Annotated in this window: 20 protein-coding genes; 6 read left to right on the forward strand and 14 right to left on the reverse strand. The window is 48.4% G+C overall.

From position 1 onward, the window contains the following. Positions 1-316: 316 nt before the first annotated feature. Positions 317-1,099 carry an arylamine N-acetyltransferase family protein gene (locus tag ABEW73_RS21440; protein WP_430167635.1) on the forward strand — a complete coding sequence of 261 codons (783 nt, stop codon included), beginning with the start codon at positions 317-319 and terminating at the stop codon, positions 1,097-1,099. Positions 1,100-1,140: 41 nt separating this feature from the next. On the opposite strand, the gene ABEW73_RS21445 is transcribed toward ABEW73_RS21440, so the two are convergent. Further along, a complete protein-coding gene (locus ABEW73_RS21445) occupies positions 1,141-1,620 on the reverse strand; it encodes a nucleoside deaminase (protein WP_430206396.1) in 480 nt (159 codons plus the stop codon). Positions 1,621-1,845: 225 nt separating this feature from the next. On the opposite strand from ABEW73_RS21445, the gene ABEW73_RS21450 reads away from it, so the two are divergent. The 3 genes from ABEW73_RS21450 to ABEW73_RS21460 all read left to right on the forward strand — a co-directional run bounded on the left by ABEW73_RS21450 (position 1,846) and on the right by ABEW73_RS21460 (position 4,531). Then, positions 1,846-2,187, forward strand: coding sequence for a hypothetical protein (locus tag ABEW73_RS21450; RefSeq protein ID WP_430167633.1), 342 nt, complete (start codon positions 1,846-1,848; stop codon positions 2,185-2,187). Positions 2,188-2,250: 63 nt separating this feature from the next. Beyond that, positions 2,251-3,957, forward strand: a complete 1,707-nt coding sequence (locus tag ABEW73_RS21455; RefSeq protein WP_430167630.1) for an ABC transporter ATP-binding protein — start codon at positions 2,251-2,253, stop codon at positions 3,955-3,957. A 226-nt stretch (positions 3,958-4,183) separates the two neighbouring features. Beyond that, complete coding sequence (locus ABEW73_RS21460) at positions 4,184-4,531, forward strand: hypothetical protein (RefSeq protein ID WP_071218526.1); 348 nt, start codon at positions 4,184-4,186, stop codon at positions 4,529-4,531. A 91-nt stretch (positions 4,532-4,622) separates the two neighbouring features. Here the strand turns inward: ABEW73_RS21460 and ABEW73_RS21465 are convergent, their stop codons facing one another. Both ABEW73_RS21465 and ABEW73_RS21470 read right to left on the reverse strand, forming a co-directional pair. Further along, positions 4,623-5,276, reverse strand: coding sequence for a response regulator (locus tag ABEW73_RS21465; RefSeq protein ID WP_430167628.1), 654 nt, complete (start codon positions 5,274-5,276; stop codon positions 4,623-4,625). After that, positions 5,273-6,100: a sensor histidine kinase gene (locus ABEW73_RS21470; RefSeq protein ID WP_430167626.1), complete on the reverse strand. Its 828-nt coding sequence runs from the start codon at positions 6,098-6,100 to the stop codon at positions 5,273-5,275. The genes ABEW73_RS21465 and ABEW73_RS21470 overlap by 4 nt, the downstream gene beginning before the upstream one ends. 240 nt (positions 6,101-6,340) lie before the next feature. On the opposite strand from ABEW73_RS21470, the gene ABEW73_RS21475 reads away from it, so the two are divergent. Then, entirely contained in the window at positions 6,341-7,186 is an 846-nt protein-coding gene (locus ABEW73_RS21475) for a chemotaxis protein (protein ID WP_430167624.1), read from the forward strand. Positions 7,187-7,227: 41 nt separating this feature from the next. On the opposite strand, the gene ABEW73_RS21480 is transcribed toward ABEW73_RS21475, so the two are convergent. The 9 genes from ABEW73_RS21480 to ABEW73_RS21520 all read right to left on the reverse strand — a co-directional run bounded on the left by ABEW73_RS21480 (position 7,228) and on the right by ABEW73_RS21520 (position 16,624). After that, entirely contained in the window at positions 7,228-7,704 is a 477-nt protein-coding gene (locus ABEW73_RS21480) for a GNAT family N-acetyltransferase (protein WP_430167621.1), read from the reverse strand. Between the two features lie 74 nt (positions 7,705-7,778). Further along, positions 7,779-9,575: an ABC transporter ATP-binding protein gene (locus ABEW73_RS21485; RefSeq protein WP_430167618.1), complete on the reverse strand. Its 1,797-nt coding sequence runs from the start codon at positions 9,573-9,575 to the stop codon at positions 7,779-7,781. Then, the gene (locus ABEW73_RS21490; protein WP_430167615.1) at positions 9,572-11,359 is read right to left on the reverse strand and encodes an ABC transporter ATP-binding protein; all 1,788 of its coding nucleotides are present in this window, start codon (positions 11,357-11,359) and stop codon (positions 9,572-9,574) included. The genes ABEW73_RS21485 and ABEW73_RS21490 overlap by 4 nt, the downstream gene beginning before the upstream one ends. A gap of 237 nt (positions 11,360-11,596) precedes the next feature. Next, positions 11,597-11,842 carry a hypothetical protein gene (locus ABEW73_RS21495; RefSeq protein ID WP_430167612.1) on the reverse strand — a complete coding sequence of 82 codons (246 nt, stop codon included), beginning with the start codon at positions 11,840-11,842 and terminating at the stop codon, positions 11,597-11,599. Between the two features lie 217 nt (positions 11,843-12,059). Beyond that, the gene (locus ABEW73_RS21500; RefSeq protein ID WP_430167609.1) at positions 12,060-12,191 is read right to left on the reverse strand and encodes a hypothetical protein; all 132 of its coding nucleotides are present in this window, start codon (positions 12,189-12,191) and stop codon (positions 12,060-12,062) included. A gap of 131 nt (positions 12,192-12,322) precedes the next feature. Next, the gene (locus ABEW73_RS21505; protein WP_430167606.1) at positions 12,323-12,958 is read right to left on the reverse strand and encodes a nitroreductase family protein; all 636 of its coding nucleotides are present in this window, start codon (positions 12,956-12,958) and stop codon (positions 12,323-12,325) included. Between the two features lie 124 nt (positions 12,959-13,082). Beyond that, complete coding sequence (locus ABEW73_RS21510; protein WP_430167603.1) at positions 13,083-13,532, reverse strand: RrF2 family transcriptional regulator; 450 nt, start codon at positions 13,530-13,532, stop codon at positions 13,083-13,085. A 135-nt stretch (positions 13,533-13,667) separates the two neighbouring features. Next, complete coding sequence (locus tag ABEW73_RS21515) at positions 13,668-15,671, reverse strand: Na+/H+ antiporter (RefSeq protein ID WP_430167600.1); 2,004 nt, start codon at positions 15,669-15,671, stop codon at positions 13,668-13,670. A gap of 194 nt (positions 15,672-15,865) precedes the next feature. Continuing rightward, positions 15,866-16,624, reverse strand: a complete 759-nt coding sequence (locus ABEW73_RS21520) for an SDR family oxidoreductase (protein WP_430167597.1) — start codon at positions 16,622-16,624, stop codon at positions 15,866-15,868. A 224-nt stretch (positions 16,625-16,848) separates the two neighbouring features. Here ABEW73_RS21520 and ABEW73_RS21525 point away from each other — a divergent pair, with 224 nt between their 5' ends. Next, the gene (locus ABEW73_RS21525; RefSeq protein ID WP_430167594.1) at positions 16,849-17,457 is read left to right on the forward strand and encodes a TetR/AcrR family transcriptional regulator; all 609 of its coding nucleotides are present in this window, start codon (positions 16,849-16,851) and stop codon (positions 17,455-17,457) included. 362 nt (positions 17,458-17,819) lie between these two features. On the opposite strand, the gene ABEW73_RS21530 is transcribed toward ABEW73_RS21525, so the two are convergent. Further along, the gene (locus ABEW73_RS21530; RefSeq protein WP_430167591.1) at positions 17,820-18,410 is read right to left on the reverse strand and encodes a TetR/AcrR family transcriptional regulator; all 591 of its coding nucleotides are present in this window, start codon (positions 18,408-18,410) and stop codon (positions 17,820-17,822) included. Positions 18,411-18,474: 64 nt separating this feature from the next. Continuing rightward, entirely contained in the window at positions 18,475-20,166 is a 1,692-nt protein-coding gene (locus ABEW73_RS21535; protein ID WP_430167588.1) for a glycoside hydrolase family 2 protein, read from the reverse strand. Positions 20,167-20,309: the final 143 nt, after the last annotated feature.

Genomic DNA, 20,309 nt, shown 5'->3' on the forward strand with positions numbered 1-20,309 from the left:
GGCGGTAGGGACACCCTTTTTTTGTGCTGGACAACATAGGGATTTAGTCACCTGTTTAATGACTGTTTCAACAGCAGCCAATTTACCCTCATACGATGGGACTAACTCCCCGGATAAAATTGAGTGGTCATTCCCATTCCAGCCCAATAAACCTACGGTCATTCCACAAACTATCCATGCTATCCATTGGCATCATCCCTCTTCCGCCTCCTTCTTGTTCTCTATTAGAAAGCCCAAATATATGATATAAAGTATATAATTATATACACGGCTTACTTCTACCAAGCTGATCAAAGACGAAAGATGCGGTGATCGAATGAGTAACCCGATACATGGCCTGGACGTAAACCAATATCTTGAGCGTATTGGATACACGGGCCCGATTGTAAACAGCGCTTATATGCTCGCCAGATTGCAGGAACAGCATGTGCATACTGTACCCTATGAAAATCTCGATATCCTTGATCGAATTCCACTTTCCCTGGATATCCCCGATCTTTACGATAAAATCGTAACCCGGCATCGCGGCGGCTACTGCTTCGAGCTCAATGCGCTATTTGGCTGGCTGCTGCAGGAGCTGGGATTTAAGGTCACTCATTATTTCGGACGCTTCTGGCGGGATGAAACCGATACGCCTGCCAAGCGTCGGCATCATATTCTGCAGGTGGATATCGAAGAACAGCGATATATTGCCGATGTCGGCGTCGGAGGAGCCGGGCCGCGCCACCCTCTGGAATTGGTTGATGGCCTTGTGCAGACCCAGGGGAACGAGACCTACCGGCTCGTTCAAACCGAAGCGTATGGCTGGATGCTGGAAGAGTGGAAAAAAGAAGCCTGGGATCCTGTCTTCTCCTTTACGGAGGAACCTAACTTACCGAGAGATTTCATCACCACTTCATTCTGGTGCGAGTATGCCACCGATTCGCCCTTTAATAAAACGGCTCGAGTATCCATACGTACGGCAGAAGGCAGAAACACCGTGGATGATGACGAATTCAGAATTTACAAAGCCGGCGGCGTCCACACCTTTAAACCGGGCAATGCCCAGGAATATGCCGAAGCGCTCTATACATATTTCGGCATCCCCATCCATAAATAAGAATAAACCGGGTTTCCCATGTTGGGAGCCCGGTTTTATTATTAGTATTCGATTTTACGCTCCGCGGAGCTCCACGCTTGAAATGGCAGCAAATAATCCGCTGTTTGAACCTGCTTCATAGGGATGGAGCGCTGGTCCATCGGCATCGCGATTTCATCGTATATGAAATGATCATCGAATCCGATCTCAGCCGCGTCCTTCTTCGTGCTTGCATAATAAACGGCATCGGGCCTGGACCAGTAGATGGCCCCCAGACACATCGGACAAGGCTCGCAGCTGGTATAAATCGTACAGCCTTTTAATTGGAAATCCTCCAGATGCAGACATGCTTCCCTTATAGCTTGCACCTCCGCATGAGCCGTCGGGTCGTTCAGCGCGGTAACCAGATTCCGGCCCCTGCCAATCACTTGACCATCCTTCACCACAATCGCTCCAAAAGGCCCCCCCTCCACATGTTGAACGTTTCGATGGGCCTCTGCAATCGCTTGACGCATCCAGTACTCATGATGATGTTCACTCACTGTGTACAGCTCCCTTCCCATGTTCATTCTGATCCCGGTGTGCGTATTCATCCATGACAATATCCTGGGACAGCTAATTATCATCATAGCATATCTTCCATTGATCTCCTCAATTTTTCCAATCTAATGAAGAAAAATAGATTGACGAACTGTATACAAATGTATACAATCACTTTAAGTGGTATACAAACGTATACGTTAGTTATCGTTGAGGAGGTTGATATTATGCGCCAAGAGGAACAGGATACATCGAGTCAAGAACGGTCGGAGCCTCGCGACCGGGATAACCACCGGCACGGCGGGAGACACGGAAGACGGCGTGATGAAGGCCACGCCGGCAGGGAAGGCGGCAAGATGGCGCAGACGTTCCGCCGGGGACGCGCGCTTTCTTTTCTGGACAATTTGGTTGTGAAACGAGAGACCTTGAAGAAGCAAGTCAATGACCCGGACTTTGAAGCCATCAGAGAAGTGGTCAGCGGAGAATTAAAAGCAGTGGACCAGATCATTCAGGAGTACATTCAGGCTTTTGAGCTGTATGATACGAAACCATCGCAAGACAGCCCCTAATGGCTGTCAGCTAATCTTAAACCAATAACCCTGACAGAGGTAGAACCTGGAGTGTGATAATTCTTGATCAGAAAGTTTTTTTCGTACTATCGGCCGTACAAGGGATTGTTTATTTTAGATTTTACATGTGCCGTTATTGCTGGACTGCTGGAGCTTGCTTTCCCGCTTGCCGTCAGCAAATTCATTGACGATCTGCTGCCAAGCCAGGATTGGCCGCTTATCCTGATTGCCTGCATCGTCCTTCTCTCCATCTATGCGCTGAATACCGCGCTGCAATACATCGTGACTTACTGGGGGCATATGCTCGGCATTAATATCGAGACGGATATGCGGGAAAAAATGTTCTCCCACATTCAGAAGTTATCCTTCCGTTTCTTTGATAACAACAAAACTGGACATCTTATGGGGCGCATCACGAATGATCTTAATGATGTCGGAGAAGTAGCCCACCATGGACCGGAAGATGTGTTCATCGCCGTTATGACACTGCTCGGTTCCTTCTCCTTAATGGCTTACATCAACCTGGAGCTAGCGCTGCTCACCTTTATCATCGTGCCGCTGATGGCATGGCTGATCATTAAGTTCGGCAGCAGAATGACCACGACCTATCGTCAACTGTTCCGGAATGTTGGGAATTTCAATGCCCGCATCGAAGACAATGTTGGCGGTATCCGTGTGGTCCAATCGTTTGCGAACGAAGAGCATGAGAATAAACTGTTTCAGGAAGAGAACAAGCAATTCCGGGCCACCAAACTGCTGGCTTATAAAACGATGGCAAAGAGCTCGTCCATCAGCTACATGCTGATGCGTTTGATCACGGTATTCGTCATGATCTGCGGCGCGTGGTTCTTCATTCAAGGCAAAATTGAAATGGGTGAATTCATGGCCTTCCTGCTGCTCTCCAACATCTTCTTCCGGCCGATCGAGAAGATCAATGCCGTCATTGAGAGCTATCCCAAAGGCATTGCTGGCTTTAAACGCTACCTGGAGATTATGGATACCGATCCGGAGATCGCCGATGTGTCTGACGCCGTATCCCTGTCCTCCGTGCGGGGAGATATCCGCTTTGAAGGCGTTACCTTCGGATACGAACCATCCCGGACGATACTGAATAACATACATCTCACGATCCGTGCTGGAGAAACGGTCGCGTTTGTCGGACCGTCCGGTGCGGGAAAGACAACCATCTGCAGCCTTCTCCCACGCTTCTATGATGTGGATCAGGGCAAGATCACGGTGGATGGAATCGATATCCGGAATATCAAATTGCAAAACCTCCGCAAGCATATCGGGATCGTGCAGCAGGATGTGTTCCTGTTCTCCGGTACGATCCGCGACAACATCGCTTATGGCGACTTACATGCAACGGACCAGCAAATCTGGGAAGCTGCACGGCGTGCTTCGCTGGATGAACTGATCCGAAGCCTGCCGGACGGTATGGAAACGGTCATCGGGGAACGCGGGGTTAAGCTGTCTGGCGGTCAGAAGCAGCGCTTGTCCATCGCGAGAATGTTCCTTAAGAATCCACCGATCCTGATCCTGGACGAGGCCACGTCGGCACTCGACACAGAGACGGAAGCGCAAATCCAGAAGTCCCTGGCTGAGCTGTCCGTCGGTAGAACAACGCTGGTGATTGCTCACCGACTGACCACCATTCAGAGCGCGGACCGAATTATCGTCGTCAATTCCGATGGTATTGCCGAGCAGGGAACGCACCAGGAATTGATACATTCCGGCGGTGTGTACAGCAGACTTCATCAAGCTAACTAACGAAGCCAACGATCCAATGTTGAAATTCCGCAACAATTATTTAAAGGATGACTCCGCACGGAAGGGAGTCATCCTTTTTTCAATAATACTTTTAAATGTAATCGTCCATGCCAGGCTGTCCTGATATAACACGAGAGAAATTCTGTCGCATTGTCCTTGGATAAAAAAGTTTCCGTGCGGAAACATTAATGGCGTACTACAACGACATCGTTACAGGAGGCGCATTATGTTTTATATCTACAGTGTCGGTCTACTCTTCGGCGGGCTGTCGATCATCAACCTTGTCTTCTCGTACCAAACCAAGCATATCCAGCATTTGTTCTGGCCGACGCTGCAGTTTCAGTTATTCATGCTTCCTCTGTTTCTCATAGCCAACATGTGCATCGGATACGGAATCCGTTATGGATATAAAGCCACCGACCAGTTAGGTTATACGCTGATCTTCTCCAAATGCCTCGAAATCCTGATTTCGTTAGGAGTGGCTTACTTGTTCCTGAAGGAAGTTCCAACATGGAAAAATTGGGCCGGCATCGGGATCATTGCGCTGGGCATATTCCTTGTTAAACAAAAATGAACACGTGCGTACACTCCCCGGACGTCTCTCTCGCTCGCTTAAAGTCATGCTTTGATATGACCTTATCGGTTAATTGACACAGGCCTGACCGTTATCTCTTCCCCATCCACCCTTGTTCAAAAGCATAACGGGTCAGTTGTACCCGATTTTCCAAATGGAGCTTTTGTAAAATGTTCTTCAGATGGTTCTTGACCGTATTCTCGGATATACACAAGGCAACCGAAATATCGCGGTTGGACAATCCCTCGGCTACGAGTCCCAAAATTTCTTTTTCCCGCACTGTTAATGGACTATTGCTTGGATTCGGCTTCTCATGCTGCGAAAACTCCTTCAGGATACGGAAAGCAAGCTCCCTGCTCATCGGTGCTTCGTCCACGGCAATGGCTTTGAGGTACTCGTGCCATGATTCGGGATTCAGATTCTTCAGCAGATAGCCTTGCGCTCCACGTTTCAGGGCGTCAAACAAATGAGCGATATCGTCGGATACCGTAACCATGACAATTTTAACGTAAGGAAACTTGTCCTTCACTCGCTTGGTCGCTTCCAATCCATCCATCCCAGGCATCTGAATATCCATCAGGATAATATCAGGCATCCATATTTCGGTCAGCTCCAGCGCTTCCTCGCCGCTTTGTCCTTCGGCCACGACCTCAAAGGTCGGGTCGCTGCTTAGAATGGTGCGAATTCCTTCTCTCGCAAGATCGCTGTCATCAATGATTAACACGCGAAAAGGCTGCTCGTTCATGCGATATTCTCCTTCCGAATGCTGATGATCGTTTTGTTGTTATGTCTTTCCACCATGAACTTCCAGCCCATGGCCTCGGCCCGGTCCTTCATGATTTTGATCCCATACCGGTTGCTGCCGAGCGGCTTGTCCAAATCAAAACCTTTGCCATCATCGCTGACGGAGCAGTGCCAGCTTGAATCCGCTGCTGTCGCGGTTATCTTCACATGGTTCGCTTCGGCATGCTTATGAATATTCAACAAGGATTCCCTGATTGAAGCCAACAGTTCCACCTTTTCTTTGGCGGACAGCATGGCATCCGGGATTTCCCATTGAACGTCGAAATGCAGATTGGTCTCCTGCTTGATTTCCTCAATTAAGCTGTTCATGCTATGCATCCACGGAATGGCCTGCGGATCTGCCGGATATCGGAGATTAGCAATGGCTTCTCTAACGTAGGCATTGGTCCGGTGGACACTTTCCTTAATTTCCTGGTATGGAATTTCTCCAGTTACTCCCGATTTCTCAATCCGATCAATTTGCGCGTTCAGCAAAAACAAGGATTGGGCGATTCCGTCATGAAGCTCCCGGCCAATCTTCTCCCGTTCATGCATCGCGGCTTGCAATGCCCTGGATTGGTTCAGTTCCTCCTGGTTTCGTTCAATCAATGCAAACAACTGGGTAAGAAACAGTATGGAAACCAAGAACACGATAACAGGCGCCAGCAGATTGCCAAGATCCATCGATATATAAGGCAGCAGGAACTCATGCCGAACATATTCCCAAATGCCAATCGTCAAAGTAGGAATGATCAGAATCAACCATTTCATTTGTTTATAGGACATACCTTTCCTCCTATTTCAATCTAGAACATGAATGTACCCGCCTCTTTATCTATCATGTTACCACTAGATATCCCTTCATTGTAATCAAATTTGGCCATGAACGGAATGACTCTAAAGAGCTACTGACCTTACCGGTGTCATCCGTACTGTAATAACCTATTTACAATTCGAGTATAAATCGCGTATAAAGAGTAAAAGATATCCATTCATTCCATTTCCGATGAAGGGAGCTGCAGTTGGATGAAGCAAAAAATTGCAGTGATCATTGTACACGGATTGGGAACACAAAAGAAAGACTATGCGGATAAATTCATGAAAAAATTAAGAGAGACTTTCTCTCAAACCTCCGGTATTCCGCATGAGCAACTGGCCATGGAGGCTGTGCATTGGGCCGATGTATTCGCGGCACGCGAGTCTGAGTTAATCAGCAGCAGCATTAAACCTTACCGTTTACGTTATCAGCACCTTCGGCAGTACGTGATCCACAATCTGGCGGATGCCGTGGCTTATCAGCCCGTGGAAACCGAAGATCAGAACTATGAGGCCGTTCATCGGACGATCAGTGAGGCGCTGCACCGACTTGCCCTCTCTGCCGGTCCCGAGGCTCCATTATGCGTGATCTCTCATAGCCTGGGATCTGTAATCGCCAGCAATTTCTTCTATGATCTGCAATTCTCCTCCCGTGGGCATCGTCTGGTCGTTGACCCTCAAGCACCGCTGGAGCGCGGAGAACTCCTGACCTTATTCTATACGCTGGGAACCACTTTACCTTTGTGGAGCATGCGGTACCGCGATTTTGACAAACCGATCGACGTCCCTTCCGGGCAGCTGAAGCACTATCATGATCAGCTGCTGGGGGAATGGGTCAATTTCTATGATAAAGACGATATCCTTGCCTATCCCCTTAAAAGTATAAATGAAGTGTATGACCGCACGGTGCGTAACGATATATCCGTTAATGTGGGAAACTGGTTAACCAGCTGGAATCCCTTGTCCCACAGCGGTTATTTCTACAGCAAACCGATCCTGGAGTATATTGCTTCAGGTTTGGAAGCTGCCTGGCGGAGCGTCAACCAAGTTAAATAAAGCAATGCCGCAAAGACCAGGCGTCTTTGCGGCATTGTTAATTATATGGTTATATTCATAACCCATTGTTCTCCGGTAGGCCCGATCCTTCTCCTGCCCGTATCTTCGAAACCAACCCGTTCATACAGCTGCTGAGCTGGAACATTCTTATGGTTCACGACCAACACCACTTCATCGCAGGAAGGAAACTTACTTCGAATGAACGATGGCAGCGCAAGCATCCCTCTTCTGGCATACCCTTTACGCTGCTGACGATGGTCAATGGATAAGGCAGTAAGCAGCATGGCATGAGAATTGCTCGTATACTCCTTGACGCGCTCCGTGGCGTGCAGAATAAAGAAGCCGACAGGATGATCATCAGCTAAAATGACGATGGGAAACTGACCTTCCACTAGGTTTAATGCTTCTTTCGGATGAGCGGTAAATTGGACTTGATCATCCGGAAGCTCGAATTCATTCAAGATAGGCAGGTGTCCTGTCGAACGGAATTCCAGCTGAATTTGTTCCGCTTTTTGCATGGGGGATATCTCCTCTGTCTATGGTGAGATGGATACATCTTTTACTCTATCGATTGCAATCATGATCTTACTTATTATCCTGTTTCTTCGCCATACCACAGCTGCCGGAAGCTTTCGCTTGAAGCCAGCAGCTGTTCCGCCGTGCCTTCCGCCTCAATCTCTCCGCCATTTAACACGATGATATGGTCCGCATGGTTAAGTGCTGCTTTTCGATGAGATACCACAAGGCAAGTCGCCCCGCCGCGCTCGCTGAATAGCCGCTCCCATAACTTACGCTCGGTCTCAACATCCAACGCGCTGGATAAATCGTCAAATACATACAACTCCGCGTCCCTTACCAGCATCCGTGCGGCCGCAGTCCGCTGAGCTTGACCACCGGACAGCTTGACTCCGCGTGGACCTACCATCGTCTCCAGGCCATGCTGCAGATGCTTGATATCTTCTTCCATTACGGCCGCATGTAGTGCACGGTCCAGACTGCCAGGCTCCTCCGTTATGCCTAGCAGGATGTTGTTTCGCAGTTTATCGCTGTACAGCCTAGGGATCTGCGCAGTATACGCACTCTGAGGAGGTATAAAGAAATCAGCAGGATCTGTCACCCTCTCGCCGTTCCACCGGATTTCGCCCTTTTCGGCAGGCAGCAAGCCCAGCAATGTGCGAACCAGCGTTGTTTTACCGCTCCCAATCATCCCTGTAACGACAGTAAAGGTACCGCGTGAAAGCGTCAGATTAATATTCGAGATGCCGCGTCCGGTTTCGGGATATTGATACGACAGTCCTTGCGCTTCCAGCAGCGAGAGCGGAGGTGCCTCAATATAAGCCGTTTCTACGCCGTCTTCGGCGGCGGAAATGGTAGAAGGAGTCTGTTTGTTCTTAACCTTACCGATACCGATATAATTGGCTGCTGTAAGCAGCGAAGCCGGTGCCCCTTGCAGCATGGATTTGATGCGCTGAAAGCTGACGCCCATCTGCTTGTAGTAGGTCATGAAGTTGCCTACGTTCGATATAAGCTGTGTGACAAAAGTTAAATAATACACAAAGAGCGACAAGTCCCCAACCGTAAAATCGCCATTTCGCATCTTAAGACTCGCAAGCACGAGGATCAATCCTGTGCCGAGGTTGACGGAGTTGGTGAATACGGAAGATAAAGTTTCCGTTAACAGCTTATCCTTCACCATGGATTGGCGCCGTTTCTCACTAAGACTTACAAACCGTTCCACTACGCGTTTCTCAGCCCCTGCGACTTGAATGGCTTGCACGTTGGCAAACATTTCGCTAATCGCACCCGTTACCTTTGCCGTCGATTCCCGACTCGCCGCCCTGTATTTCTGGATGCGTGTGGTTGCGATCTGGGCTGCAGTAACCACCAGTATCAAAGGAACGAACACAAGAATTGTCAGCTGCAGATCAATGGATATAAGAATCCAGCTGGCAACGATAACGAATCCGACCAGTCCTAAAGTATCCACGGACCAGCTTGTCGCTTCTTCCGCCTGATCGACGTCATCCCGGAAATTGCTGATGGCTTCTCCCGGCGAGCAGGGTATTGCCCGTGCTCCAGGCTCTTTCATGACATGGGACAGCATATTGCGGCGAAGCAAGGTGCTGATGCGGAAGCGGAAATGCACGTCTGTCATGAAACCGCCGAAGATCAGCGCAATCCGGGCTAATGCAGCTCCAATGAGCAGCACGGCAATCGCCCAAACGCCGTAGGGAAAAGCATATGTACCTTCCAAATGGTCAAAAAAAGCCTTGGTTAACAGTCCGGGGATCAGTGGAGCCATATGGATAAGGGACCATGCCAACAGGTTGATCAGATATAAACCCGGCCGGTACAGAATCAACCGCCAGAAAAAATGTCTTGTTTTCATGCCAGCACCTCCTCCATTCCAACAGCCAGCATGCGGCTAAACCGTGATTGCGGGTCTGAGGCAAGCTCTTCCCGGCGACCGCTTTCGAGCATTCGGCCATTCTCCAGAATAAGAATCCGGTCGGCACGCTGAACCGTAGCCAAGCGGTGGGCAATAATAATACATGTCTTCTCCTGCAGCAGACGCGTAATGGCTGCTTCAATCCGGTATTCCGTTAACGGATCGAGGCGGGACGATGCCTCGTCAAGGATGACGAGACCCGGATCCGTCAGAAAGACACGGGCAAATGCCAGCAGCTGGGCCTCACCAGCCGACAGGCTCCCCCCGCCTGAGGCCAGGCTCGTATCGAGTCCTTCGGGAAGCGAAGCATACCAGTCCCCAAGCCCAAGCTCCTCAAGCACCGATATGATTCGGCTATCCGCGATGCCTTCATCAAACAAGGTCAGATTATCACGAACAGTCCCCTCCAAAATCTCAATATTCTGCGTAACCATGGCGACCTTGCGCCTCAGTTCATGAAGCTTGAAGGCCCGGATATCCTTTCCTGCCAGCTCGACGCTTCCCTCTTGAGGATCATAGAAACGCAGCAGCAAGCGGGCGATCGTCGTTTTGCCGCTGCCTGTACGCCCAAGCAGCCCTAGAGTCTGGCCTGGCTCGAGCCGCAGCTGCAGATTATTAAGCGTAGCCTGCCCGCCTTCTTCATAGGAGAAGTTCAGGTTACGGAATTCCACCGACAACGGACCTGACGGAAGCGGGGCTCCAGGTCCATCTTTGATCTGGGGCTCGGTTGCCAGCAATTCCCGGACCCGCAGCAAGCTGGCATCTGCCTTTTGTAAGTCCTCCAATTGGGTACGGATCTTCTCAATCGGCTTGGCTAACAGCTCGGTATAATAAAATACCAAATAGATGGAGCCGATCGTCAAACCACCCTGTCCGTTCTTCCACAGTATAGCGCAGACGATAAATGCGGCCGCATTGCCCAGCGCAAACACCAATATGGTTGTGCTCCACATAAGGAAAAATCCGATGAATGCACGAACTCGAACCGGCAGCATGCGTCTGGCCATCTCGTAGAATCGATTCATGACATATCCAGCCGCCCCGTTGGCACGCGTATCTTCAGTGCCTTCAAGGTGTTCGCCAATGAATCCGTAGAAATCCGCATTCAGCTCGCGCCATCGCTTCCATACCGGTATCGCAAATCGCCGGATATGCTGAATGACATAGATGCTCCCGACAACAAACACCGTCATAACAAGACCAATCCAGAAGTTCTCTCGATACAGAAGAGCCAGGATCCCGATCATAAGGAGCAGATTGCCGAACAGATGGATTATAAAGCTGGAGAAGAAATTGGCAAGCGCATTCACATCCCCATCGACCCGTTCGATTAAAGAGCCGGACGTGTGGGTTTTGTGGAAGCTCATATCCAGCGACAGGCAGTGCTCCGCCAATTCAGTACGAAGCTTGTTGGTTGTCGTCCAGCCCAGATTCTCGCTATAGTAAGCAGCCGCAATGGAAACGCCTTGTTGGAGCAATGAAAATACGATAAAAAAACCTGCCGCATAATAGAGGGATGTCAAACTCCCCTCTCCTTGAGCCGTATCGATAAAATACCGAATGATCTGCGGATTAATCAGTTGCAGCCCGATTGAAAATAACAGCAGCACCGTTAGGGCTGCCAGCAGTTTCTTATGCGGGAATACGTATCGGAATAGCATCTCCCGGTACATGCCAATCCCCGTGGTCCTTCGCTTGCTGTTTAATGTGTGATCGCTTTGCATTCGTCTGTAATCCCCCCGCTTCAGGTTAACCCTCTTGATAATAATAAGCTTCCTGGGAAGATATGACAAGAACATGGGTTCCTGTTTTTAAAATAATTTACAGCCGATTGATTAGCGACACATCTGTCAGTAAAATTGCTCTGAGTAAGAACTCTTTAGAGCCCACGCTAAAAAGACCAGCCCCAGAGTATGGGACTGGTCTTCAAAACCGTTTACGTATAGAGAATCAACGTTAACTTATGTCTCTGCTACTAATTTTAAGAATTGATTAATCATTTCGGGGGTAATTTCCTGGTTCTCGGGCATTTTGACTGCCGAGTTCTTATTAACGGATTGAATAGCCACATTGGATCTAGCTGCACTTGAAGCGATACCGGATCGGGCTTGTCCATCATGCACATTGTCATGGTTAGCTAACATCATCATCAGAAAAGCACTTCCAAGTCCTATCGACCACATACTCATTTTGTTTTTCTTGTTCATCTGCGTTGCTCCTTCCATCACTTGTAGTGACATACTTAGTATAAGGTCCAAACCTTAACGAGAGATGAAGGCAACCTAAAATCCAGTTAAGTAAAGTGAGGATATGATTATATCCATGATATTCCATCACCTTTGTAAAACAACCCATATTTTTTTATTATTAGTAGACGCCAATTATCGGTTAACATAATATAAATTATGAAATATTCAATGCAGATTACTTCCAAATTTGATCGAGCTTATCCGAATAAAAAACAATCGCCTTCTGATAGCTTTTGATTCCCTCGTCATTACTGGTTTCGCCTACTTCTTTCAGCAGAAGCGCCATCGCTTTATCGTATTGTCCCAAATCCCCTATTCCTTATATTACCAGACTCCGTTCAAGCTCGTCAAAATCGGCAACAACCACCCTCATCTCTTACATAGCCTCAAGATGAGGCGGTTGTCACAAGAATTCCTTTTTTAGCTACGATTTAGGTTTTAGATTTCGTTCCAGAAAGCAACGTCTTCAAGCGGCAATCTTACCGTTGGCCGACCTGGAGCGGCTGCTTTGCCGATGGCAATCAACATGACGCTGCGGTAATGGGAAGGAATATTGAACTCTTCCACGAACTGAACTTTGTTATATCCGCCCATCGGTACGGTATCATACCCTCTGGCACGTGCACTCAGCATCAGCTGCATGGACATCAATCCGGCATCCACATCCACGATGCTTTCTTTTACGGATTGATCCATATTCGCATAAAGATTTTCGGCCGTATAGATAAAGCGCTGCTTGATCTCTTCGGTCATATACCCCGCTTCTTCAGACATGGTATAAATCTTCTCGCCCTTCTCATACCACTTCATATCTCCCAGAACAGCAATGACGGCCGAGGCTTGAAGTACCTGCTCCTGGTTATTGGCAATGGGATGCAGCTTCTTCAAGAGCTCAGCATCATCGATGACAAGAAAGCGCCATGGCTGCAGGTTGCTTGAGGAAGGTGCCAGTGTAGCGTCCATCAGGATCGCTTCCATCTCTTCTCTTGGAATCTTTACCGACGGATCGTATTGACGAACCGAGTGGCGTTCCTGAATCACGGTTTGAAAATCGGGTTTTGTTATTGTAGACATGGTTTTTTTCCTCCAAGATTATATTGTGCATTTTTTTGCACAGTTTAGATCGCAAGTTAACTGTGTTATTTAATGCACAGTATATAGCAGACTGAAATTCATTGTCAACAACATTTTGAAAGGTTCACTGAGCGATCTCCGCAATCGTGCGTGACTCCAGTATTTTCAAGGTGCTGTCCTCAATCTCGGATAAAATGCCAACAAAGGATTCCTTGATTTCCTCAGCAAAACAATGACCGGAAGCTGCGTCCAGCATACTGTCGCTAATTGAGCTGTGGACCTGAAGAATCGAGTACACTTCAGCCAATGTAATATCGCAGGCGTTCTTCTTCAGCCGGTATCCACCATCTCTTCCTTCACGCGATTCAATCATATCGGCTTGCGCGAGTGTTTTCAGCACGCGTCGAATCAATGTCGATTCCGAATGCAGATACGAGGCGATATCACCGCTTGAGCATTTGCCGGAGTGACGTTCAAGCGTCACAAGCGCCTGCACGGCGAGACTGAAGGTTTTATAGGTGGACGGGCAGGCCATTGCCGATTTCTTTGAGGATATTTCTTTATTTACGCTCATGTTCCTACCCCCTCTTTAAGCATGAGATTGCCTTTAATAGGTGTTCTGCAGATGAAGCAGATGTATGTTCACCCTTAGCTTTTCATTATTGTAACGTAAACCTGACACTCCATCAAGCACAACAAGGACCATCATCTAATGGCCCTCGTCTTCAACCAGTGCTTGAGACTCATACAAATTCGCCTCTCGGTAATTCACATCCATTCTCAGATGGCTCGCAAGTGCCCGGTCAATATCGCCATGTTCGAACATGCTTTGAATCTCGTTACGCTCTGACTGAATGGCTTTAAGTTCCAGTTCCCTGCGTTCACTGCTAAGCTTCTGCTTTCTTCGGCTCCATACACGATCATTCTGAAGAAAATGCTCCATTGCACGATAGTCTGCAATAACCGCTTGCAGAATTTCCTGCCTCTGTGCCGGCTTCACCGTTTGGATCTCATGGATTGCTGCACGAATAGCCTCAAGCTTCAATGCCTTATACATCTCCCAATCCGGGTGATCCGGAGACATGGGCATTTCTTTGGACTCGTTTTTTTTCAGCAAGCCCTTTAAATTCCGCCATAAATTTTTCGTGAGCAGCTTGAACTTATATCGGCTGGTAAGCAGCATCTCAACCTTGTTCAGCGAGGACAGCAACTGCTCCGCGACCCTTGCAGAAGCTTTATGTTCCTTAAGCCATGTTTCCGTAACGTTCCGTTCCGCAGTAAGTCCGATTTTTCTAACAGTGATCGTGGCTTCCCAGAACTCTCGCATGTCGCTCTTATCCGTTATTTGAGATTGCTGAAGCCGCTTGGTATACGCATAAATAAGCTGAACCGCCTCCTCCCTGTTTTCATCCGTCATTTCTTCCCGCACGGTACGTATTCCCGCTTGCAGCATATGAAGTCGTGCTTCTTTCTCACGATCAATCACCGCTGCCGTATTCACATGTTTCTCACGTGTCAGCAGCGGAAGCAGCGCACTTGCGATGACCAGAGTCAACAGGATGACACCCGCGCAGATGAATAACATTAAGCTTCGCTCTGGAAATGGACGATGGTCCGCAAGGGTGAGCGGGATGGAGAAAGCCGCAGCCAGCGTCAACGCCCCCCGTACGCCCGACAGTGCAGTCAGCAGGGAAGATTTGAACTGGCGGTTCGTTGAAGCCCATACCCATACGAAACGCAGTAAGATCAGAACAGCCGTTATCAGGAATATATAACCGAGCACTTGACCATTGTTATAGGCAGGGTCACTCCATATTTGAGTGACGACCCCCGGGATTTCATGCCCGAGCAGAATGAATACCAGCCCGTTTAACGTGAACAGAATGACAGACCAGGTGCTGTCCGATACAACTCTAAGTTTAATGGATGCGGATCGCATACGATCCCTCTCCACGGCGTGGGTGACACCCGCCGCAACGACAGCCAGAATCCCGGATAGATGAAATTCCTCGGCTATGAGGTAGATGATGAATGGCGTCAGAATGATGATCAGCATATGAAGCGTGACGTCCTCCATACCGAGCCGGCGCAGCAGCATTCTGAACCAGATCACAAGAAATCCTAGAAGCGCCCCGACAACGATGCCTCCAATGGCAATGACAAAAAAACTGCCGATGGCATTCGTTAAAGAAAAATAACCCGTCACTGTTGCCGCAATCGCAAAATTAAAAGCTACGAGACCAGACGCATCATTCATAAGCGCCTCGCCTTCAAGTAAATGCATGATTTTTCCCGGCAGCTTCACCCTGCCTGACAAAGAGCCCACCGCAACCGCATCGGTAGGCGACAGTATCGCCGCCAACGCAAAGGCAGCTGATAACGGTATGGCCGGAATAAGCCAATGAATGAAAGGTCCCGCAATCAGAACAGTTGCAAATACGAGACCTAGCGCCAGCAGCAGAATATTGGACCTGAGCTTCCATAACTCGCTCCGTGGGGTCAGCTTCCCATCATTAAACAAAAGCGGTGCGATAAACAGGACCATGAACAATTCCGGATTCAGTGGCACGTGATGGAACCCGCGGATATAGGCGGCCCCGATCCCTAGCGCAATCTGGATCAACGGAACCGGAATGAATGGCAGAAATCGATTGATGATGTTGGAAATACCGACAAGAACCAGAAAAATAAGTACCATAAGAAATATTTCCACAGTGCATCTGCTCCTTCCTCGAGAAGAGTAACTTATGTAACATGGGCATGTCTGTCAATAGACTGATTTAGGTTGTGTAGAATAGCAAAGGTTTATTTATAAGCTGGGAAAGTTTCAACCTTCATGCCGCCCCAAAAAACAAGGCTTCCTAAAGGAGGTGTCCTTTAGAAAGCCCTAGCGCTTGCAAATGCTTATTAATAGGCAGTCCAGCCTGCATCGGCTGTAACAACAGTACCGTTTACAAAGCTGGCTTCATCTGAAGCCAGGAACAATACTACTTTTGCGATCTCTTCCGGTTCCCCTGCCCGTGGGTTCAGGTTTATACCAGCCATAGCTCTTTCCATGCCAAACGAATTCGGCGCGTTAAGGGTGGTGCCGATATTCGTGCTGACGCCACCTGGAGCAACCGCATTACAACGGATTCCCTGCGTTGCATATTGGAAACCGACATTTTTGGTTAATCCGACAACGGCATGCTTAGCAGCCGTATACGCTGCACCTGCTCTGGACCCCATAAGCCCTCCAGCAGAGGCAATGTTGACAATGACCCCGCTCTTTTTCTCCAGGAAGATGGGCAATGATTTACGAATGGTTCTCATCGGTCCCGTTGTATTGATGGCAAATACGCGATCCCACAACTCATCCGTTAGATCAGCAGCCGGTACAAAGTTGTCCATAATGCCAGCATTGTTGATCAAAATATCCAGCGTTCCATATTCATTGACAGTAGCATCTACCAGCTGCTGCACATCTTCTTCCTTGGCCACATTCGCTACCAAGGCGAGGGCTGTGCCGCCTTTTGCCGTAATTTCGTCAACAACGGCTTGCGCCGCCTCAAGACGCAGGTCAGACACGACAACTTTTGCGCCTTCGGCAGCAAACAGTTCCGCTGTCGCTTTTCCCATACCGGAAGCAGCACCTGTAACAATCGCAACTTTACCAGATAATCTCATGTTCCATACCCCCATAATTGGTTGTGATATCATTTTGGAAATCAGGGACAACCATCAACAACTGTACAATACACGACATGTGTCAATTCTAGTATAATCGTAGTATGATTTAGGTCACAATCATTAAAAAGCGTGGAATTGTACGATACCGAACAAAAAGCGTAATTTTGTTTAGATTTTAACTATTAAATTCGTTATATTTTTAACCGAAAGGACACGACTCTATGCAATCGAGCAATAAAATGACCGATCGTCGCATCGTCCGCAGCAAAGAAGCTTTAAAGCAAGCGCTTCTATCACTCCTCTCACAGAAGAGCTTCTCCAACATATCCATTACGGAAATCGTAGAGTTAGCCAATTACAATCGAGGAACCTTCTATACCCACTACGACAACAAAGAGGCTCTTCTGGATGATATCCTGACTCCTTTAATGGAGGAACTGATCGCATCCTTCAGGGCTCCTTACGGGGAAGTCGACGTGTTTCATATCGATGAGTTGCCTGCCAATGCCGTAAAAATATTTGATCAAATTCATCAAAATGCAGACGTATATACGGCCTTATTCAAAAGCGATGTTCTACCGCTGGTCCGGGATAAAATGTTCTCAGCCTTAAAGCAAATCGCCATGGAAGATTTAGACTATCCTAGGGGAGAACTCAACCATGAACTTCTGATCATCTACAACATGCACGCCTTGATCGGCCTGGTATTCCACTGGATCGAGAACAATTTCCATTATTCCGTCCCTTATATGAGAGATCAGCTGGTTCTCATGATCAACTGGAGGCCGAGAAGCGTAAAAACACAGATCAAGCGCACGGACCATACTTGAAATCGTTGAGCAATAAACGTAAAACAACCCGTTCAAATAACAAATTGAACGGGTGATGGTTTTTGGACGTCGATCCTATATTGATCACCTAAGGAGCTTTTTTTCTTCAGATGCGAGGAACAGGATGAATCGAGTAAGTGGTTCATCGCCCTTCCCCATTTGTTAGGTGTAAGAACCGCACGATACCTCGTAATATGCAAATTTCGGTGAAAAAAGTTCCTAGCTTAATGGCCTAATGCCTCCGTCGCAAGTGACATATTCGTTTACTTCCACACTTCAATAGAAAAGCCGTATCCAAAGGTAGGTTTGAACCACCCTTGGATACGGCCTTTTCTTTAATACCCCTCAATTTCATCTATAATCTAGAAAATAGCATCGAGTGTACTTTCGACGATTCGATCGGCCAACTCACGATTCATCGTGGCGGAGTTCATCACTCGCAGTCCATAGTAGCTGCTTAAGAATAAGCTGGCCAGCTGCTTCGCAGAGCGTTCAGCCAGAATCTCCCCCGATTGAATCGCCTCTTCCATCACGCTGTTCAAGTCTTCCTCAAGATCATAAATATATTGCCCGAATATCCGTTCAACCATCGGGTCCCGCCCAGCTCGTTCCATACTGATATTAACCGCCATGCAGCCGCGGTGATTCGGGTCCGAAAAATCCATGCCGATCGCCCATTCAAACAAGGCGCGCAGCCTTTCCTTAACCGGGATGGAACGGCCCAGAATCTCTCTGGATATCTCCAGGCCTTCATCATTGTAGCGTTGAAGCACCTGCTCGAATAACTCATTCTTGCTGCCGAACGCATTGTATAAGCTCCCTTTACCCAGCCCTGTCTTCTCGCACAGCTCTTGTGTGGAACTCGCTTCATAACCCTTGGACCAGAATACGTCCGTGGCAGCATCAATGACAGCTTCCTTCTTGAACTCTCGCGGTCTTCCGTTCGTGGTCATTTCCCTCATCCCTTTTGAACATGATCTTTGTTACCTAAAAGTATAGGGTTTATGTACCACTCAGTCAAATATTATCGGGTTCTCCCGAAAAGATTCGTCGAACGGTTTCATACGCCAGCTTCGGACGACGATATTCATCCACAATGCCTTTGCTGTTCCGCGTGCATGAACGATTCAGGAGCCAGCCAAGCCCTTCCGTCACTCGGCAATCGCTAAATTGCCATATAAACATCCCGGAAATGTATTCGCGCTCCATGTATGCTTTTAGATTACTCGCAATAATATCGGCCTGACGCTCCTCGGAGCCTTTCTCCCGATTCGGACTGCGGAATCCGTAGAACCCGTCCCCTCCGAATTCACTCATGATCATGGGTTTTCCTTCTCCGCCAAGCTCATCTGCCCAACCCCTAGCCAGATCCGCCAGTTCCCCCGGATTTTCGTCGGTATACCAGCCTGGATAGAGATTGAACGACACGATCTCCGCCAAGTCAAAACATTTCTCCTGATCCCGGTGATGGGAAGCGAAGGACCGGGGCCTGCTTGGATCAAGCTGCCGAATGATGGTTAGCTGCTTCTCGTAGTGAGCTCTCCCCTCCTCGGTGTGACTGGCGCATTCATTCAGAATGGCCCATATAAGGATGGACGGATGGTTATAATGCTGAAGCACCATTTCACGAGTCACCTGTTCGCTCTGCCAACCGAAATTCGGGTGCTGCATCTGCTCCAAACTCAAGCCGCGAGCGTGATTTTCTTCCCATACCGCAATACCACGTTCATCGCATAGATCGAGAAATCGCTCATCGTTCGGATAATGGCTTGTGCGAACGGAGTTACATCCAAGCTCTGTAATCAGGTCCAAATCTTTTACCATGAGGGGCAGCGGAAGCGCGGAACCAGCCATGGGATGGTCCTCATGCCGGTTAACGCCTTTGAATAACAGCTCCTGACCGTTCAATTGGATTTTTCCGTTATGCGTTGTTATCTCGCGAAAGCCTATGCGGTCCAGCCAATCATCGCAATCGGTATCATCTACGGCAAGTACCGCTCGCAGCACATACAAATTCGGGTCGTCCAGCGACCATTCCAACACGCTTGGATAGGACACGGTGGCTATTCGTTCAACCCACTCTCCTGGCTTCACTTCAAAGCTTCCGAGCGGTCTCTCCACCTCAGCCAGCGTACCGCGAAGTGATCCTTTCTTCTCAAGGCTTCCAATGTTTCGGATCACGACCTTCCAAGTACCGTGCCAAACCCCGTCCTGTTTATATGGAGTGAACATCACGTTATCAATGTATAAATCGCTTATCTCTTCCAGGGCAACCGGTCGAATGATGCCGCCGTACGAATAGTAATCGTTAGGAACATGAAGGGCTGATTCCTCGTTGAAAGAATTATCCACGTACACCAGCAGCTCATATTCACCGGCTTGAACTTCCGGGATGATCATGTCAAAGGCGGTATATGCATTATAATGACGGGCTACCAAATCCCCGTTGAAATAGATATGTGCCGTGTGACTAACCCCTTTGAATTCGATTCGCAAATTAGTTTTCCGTGACAGCGAGATCATTTTGCGGTATACCCCGACTCCCCTATAGTTTCCGAAGCGTGGTTGCATCTCCCAGCAACCGGGAACAGGCAGCTTGTCATTGAAGCTGGCCGGTTGCTCCCCCACGCCGGCTATTGGAGCAAACTCCCATATCCCCTCCAGTTCCTTGCACTTTCGTATTTGGTGGGTATCAAATAATCGCAGCATCTCTTCTCCTCCTATCCATCATGCGGCTTTGAGGTCTTCCCCAAATCCGGATAGGTATAACACTAGAATATTGATGCAGTGTATTCCATAGAAAAGCCGATACAAAACATGTAAAAATCGCTCATTATGTCCTGGCGATTGTT

It is taken from the genome of Paenibacillus lautus (assembly GCF_050482385.1).
GTDB lineage: Bacteria > Bacillota > Bacilli > Paenibacillales > Paenibacillaceae > Paenibacillus_AQ > Paenibacillus_AQ lautus_B.

Bases quoted from the DNA above. Each gene is read 5' to 3' on its own strand.
- ABEW73_RS21440 (WP_430167635.1), top strand. From the start codon at position 317: ATGAGTAACCCGATACATGGCCTGGACGTAAACCAATATCTTGAGCGT.
- ABEW73_RS21450 (WP_430167633.1), top strand. From the start codon at position 1,846: ATGCGCCAAGAGGAACAGGATACATCGAGTCAAGAACGGTCGGAGCCT.
- ABEW73_RS21460 (WP_071218526.1), top strand. From the start codon at position 4,184: ATGTTTTATATCTACAGTGTCGGTCTACTCTTCGGCGGGCTGTCGATC.
- ABEW73_RS21465 (WP_430167628.1), bottom strand. From the start codon at position 5,276: ATGAACGAGCAGCCTTTTCGCGTGTTAATCATTGATGACAGCGATCTT.
- ABEW73_RS21470 (WP_430167626.1), bottom strand. From the start codon at position 6,100: ATGTCCTATAAACAAATGAAATGGTTGATTCTGATCATTCCTACTTTG.
- ABEW73_RS21475 (WP_430167624.1), top strand. From the start codon at position 6,341: ATGAAGCAAAAAATTGCAGTGATCATTGTACACGGATTGGGAACACAA.
- ABEW73_RS21480 (WP_430167621.1), bottom strand. From the start codon at position 7,704: ATGCAAAAAGCGGAACAAATTCAGCTGGAATTCCGTTCGACAGGACAC.
- ABEW73_RS21485 (WP_430167618.1), bottom strand. From the start codon at position 9,575: ATGAAAACAAGACATTTTTTCTGGCGGTTGATTCTGTACCGGCCGGGT.
- ABEW73_RS21490 (WP_430167615.1), bottom strand. From the start codon at position 11,359: ATGCAAAGCGATCACACATTAAACAGCAAGCGAAGGACCACGGGGATT.
- ABEW73_RS21495 (WP_430167612.1), bottom strand. From the start codon at position 11,842: ATGAACAAGAAAAACAAAATGAGTATGTGGTCGATAGGACTTGGAAGT.
- ABEW73_RS21505 (WP_430167606.1), bottom strand. From the start codon at position 12,958: ATGTCTACAATAACAAAACCCGATTTTCAAACCGTGATTCAGGAACGC.
- ABEW73_RS21510 (WP_430167603.1), bottom strand. From the start codon at position 13,532: ATGAGCGTAAATAAAGAAATATCCTCAAAGAAATCGGCAATGGCCTGC.
- ABEW73_RS21520 (WP_430167597.1), bottom strand. From the start codon at position 16,624: ATGAGATTATCTGGTAAAGTTGCGATTGTTACAGGTGCTGCTTCCGGT.
- ABEW73_RS21525 (WP_430167594.1), top strand. From the start codon at position 16,849: ATGCAATCGAGCAATAAAATGACCGATCGTCGCATCGTCCGCAGCAAA.
- ABEW73_RS21530 (WP_430167591.1), bottom strand. From the start codon at position 18,410: ATGACCACGAACGGAAGACCGCGAGAGTTCAAGAAGGAAGCTGTCATT.
- ABEW73_RS21535 (WP_430167588.1), bottom strand. From the start codon at position 20,166: ATGCTGCGATTATTTGATACCCACCAAATACGAAAGTGCAAGGAACTG.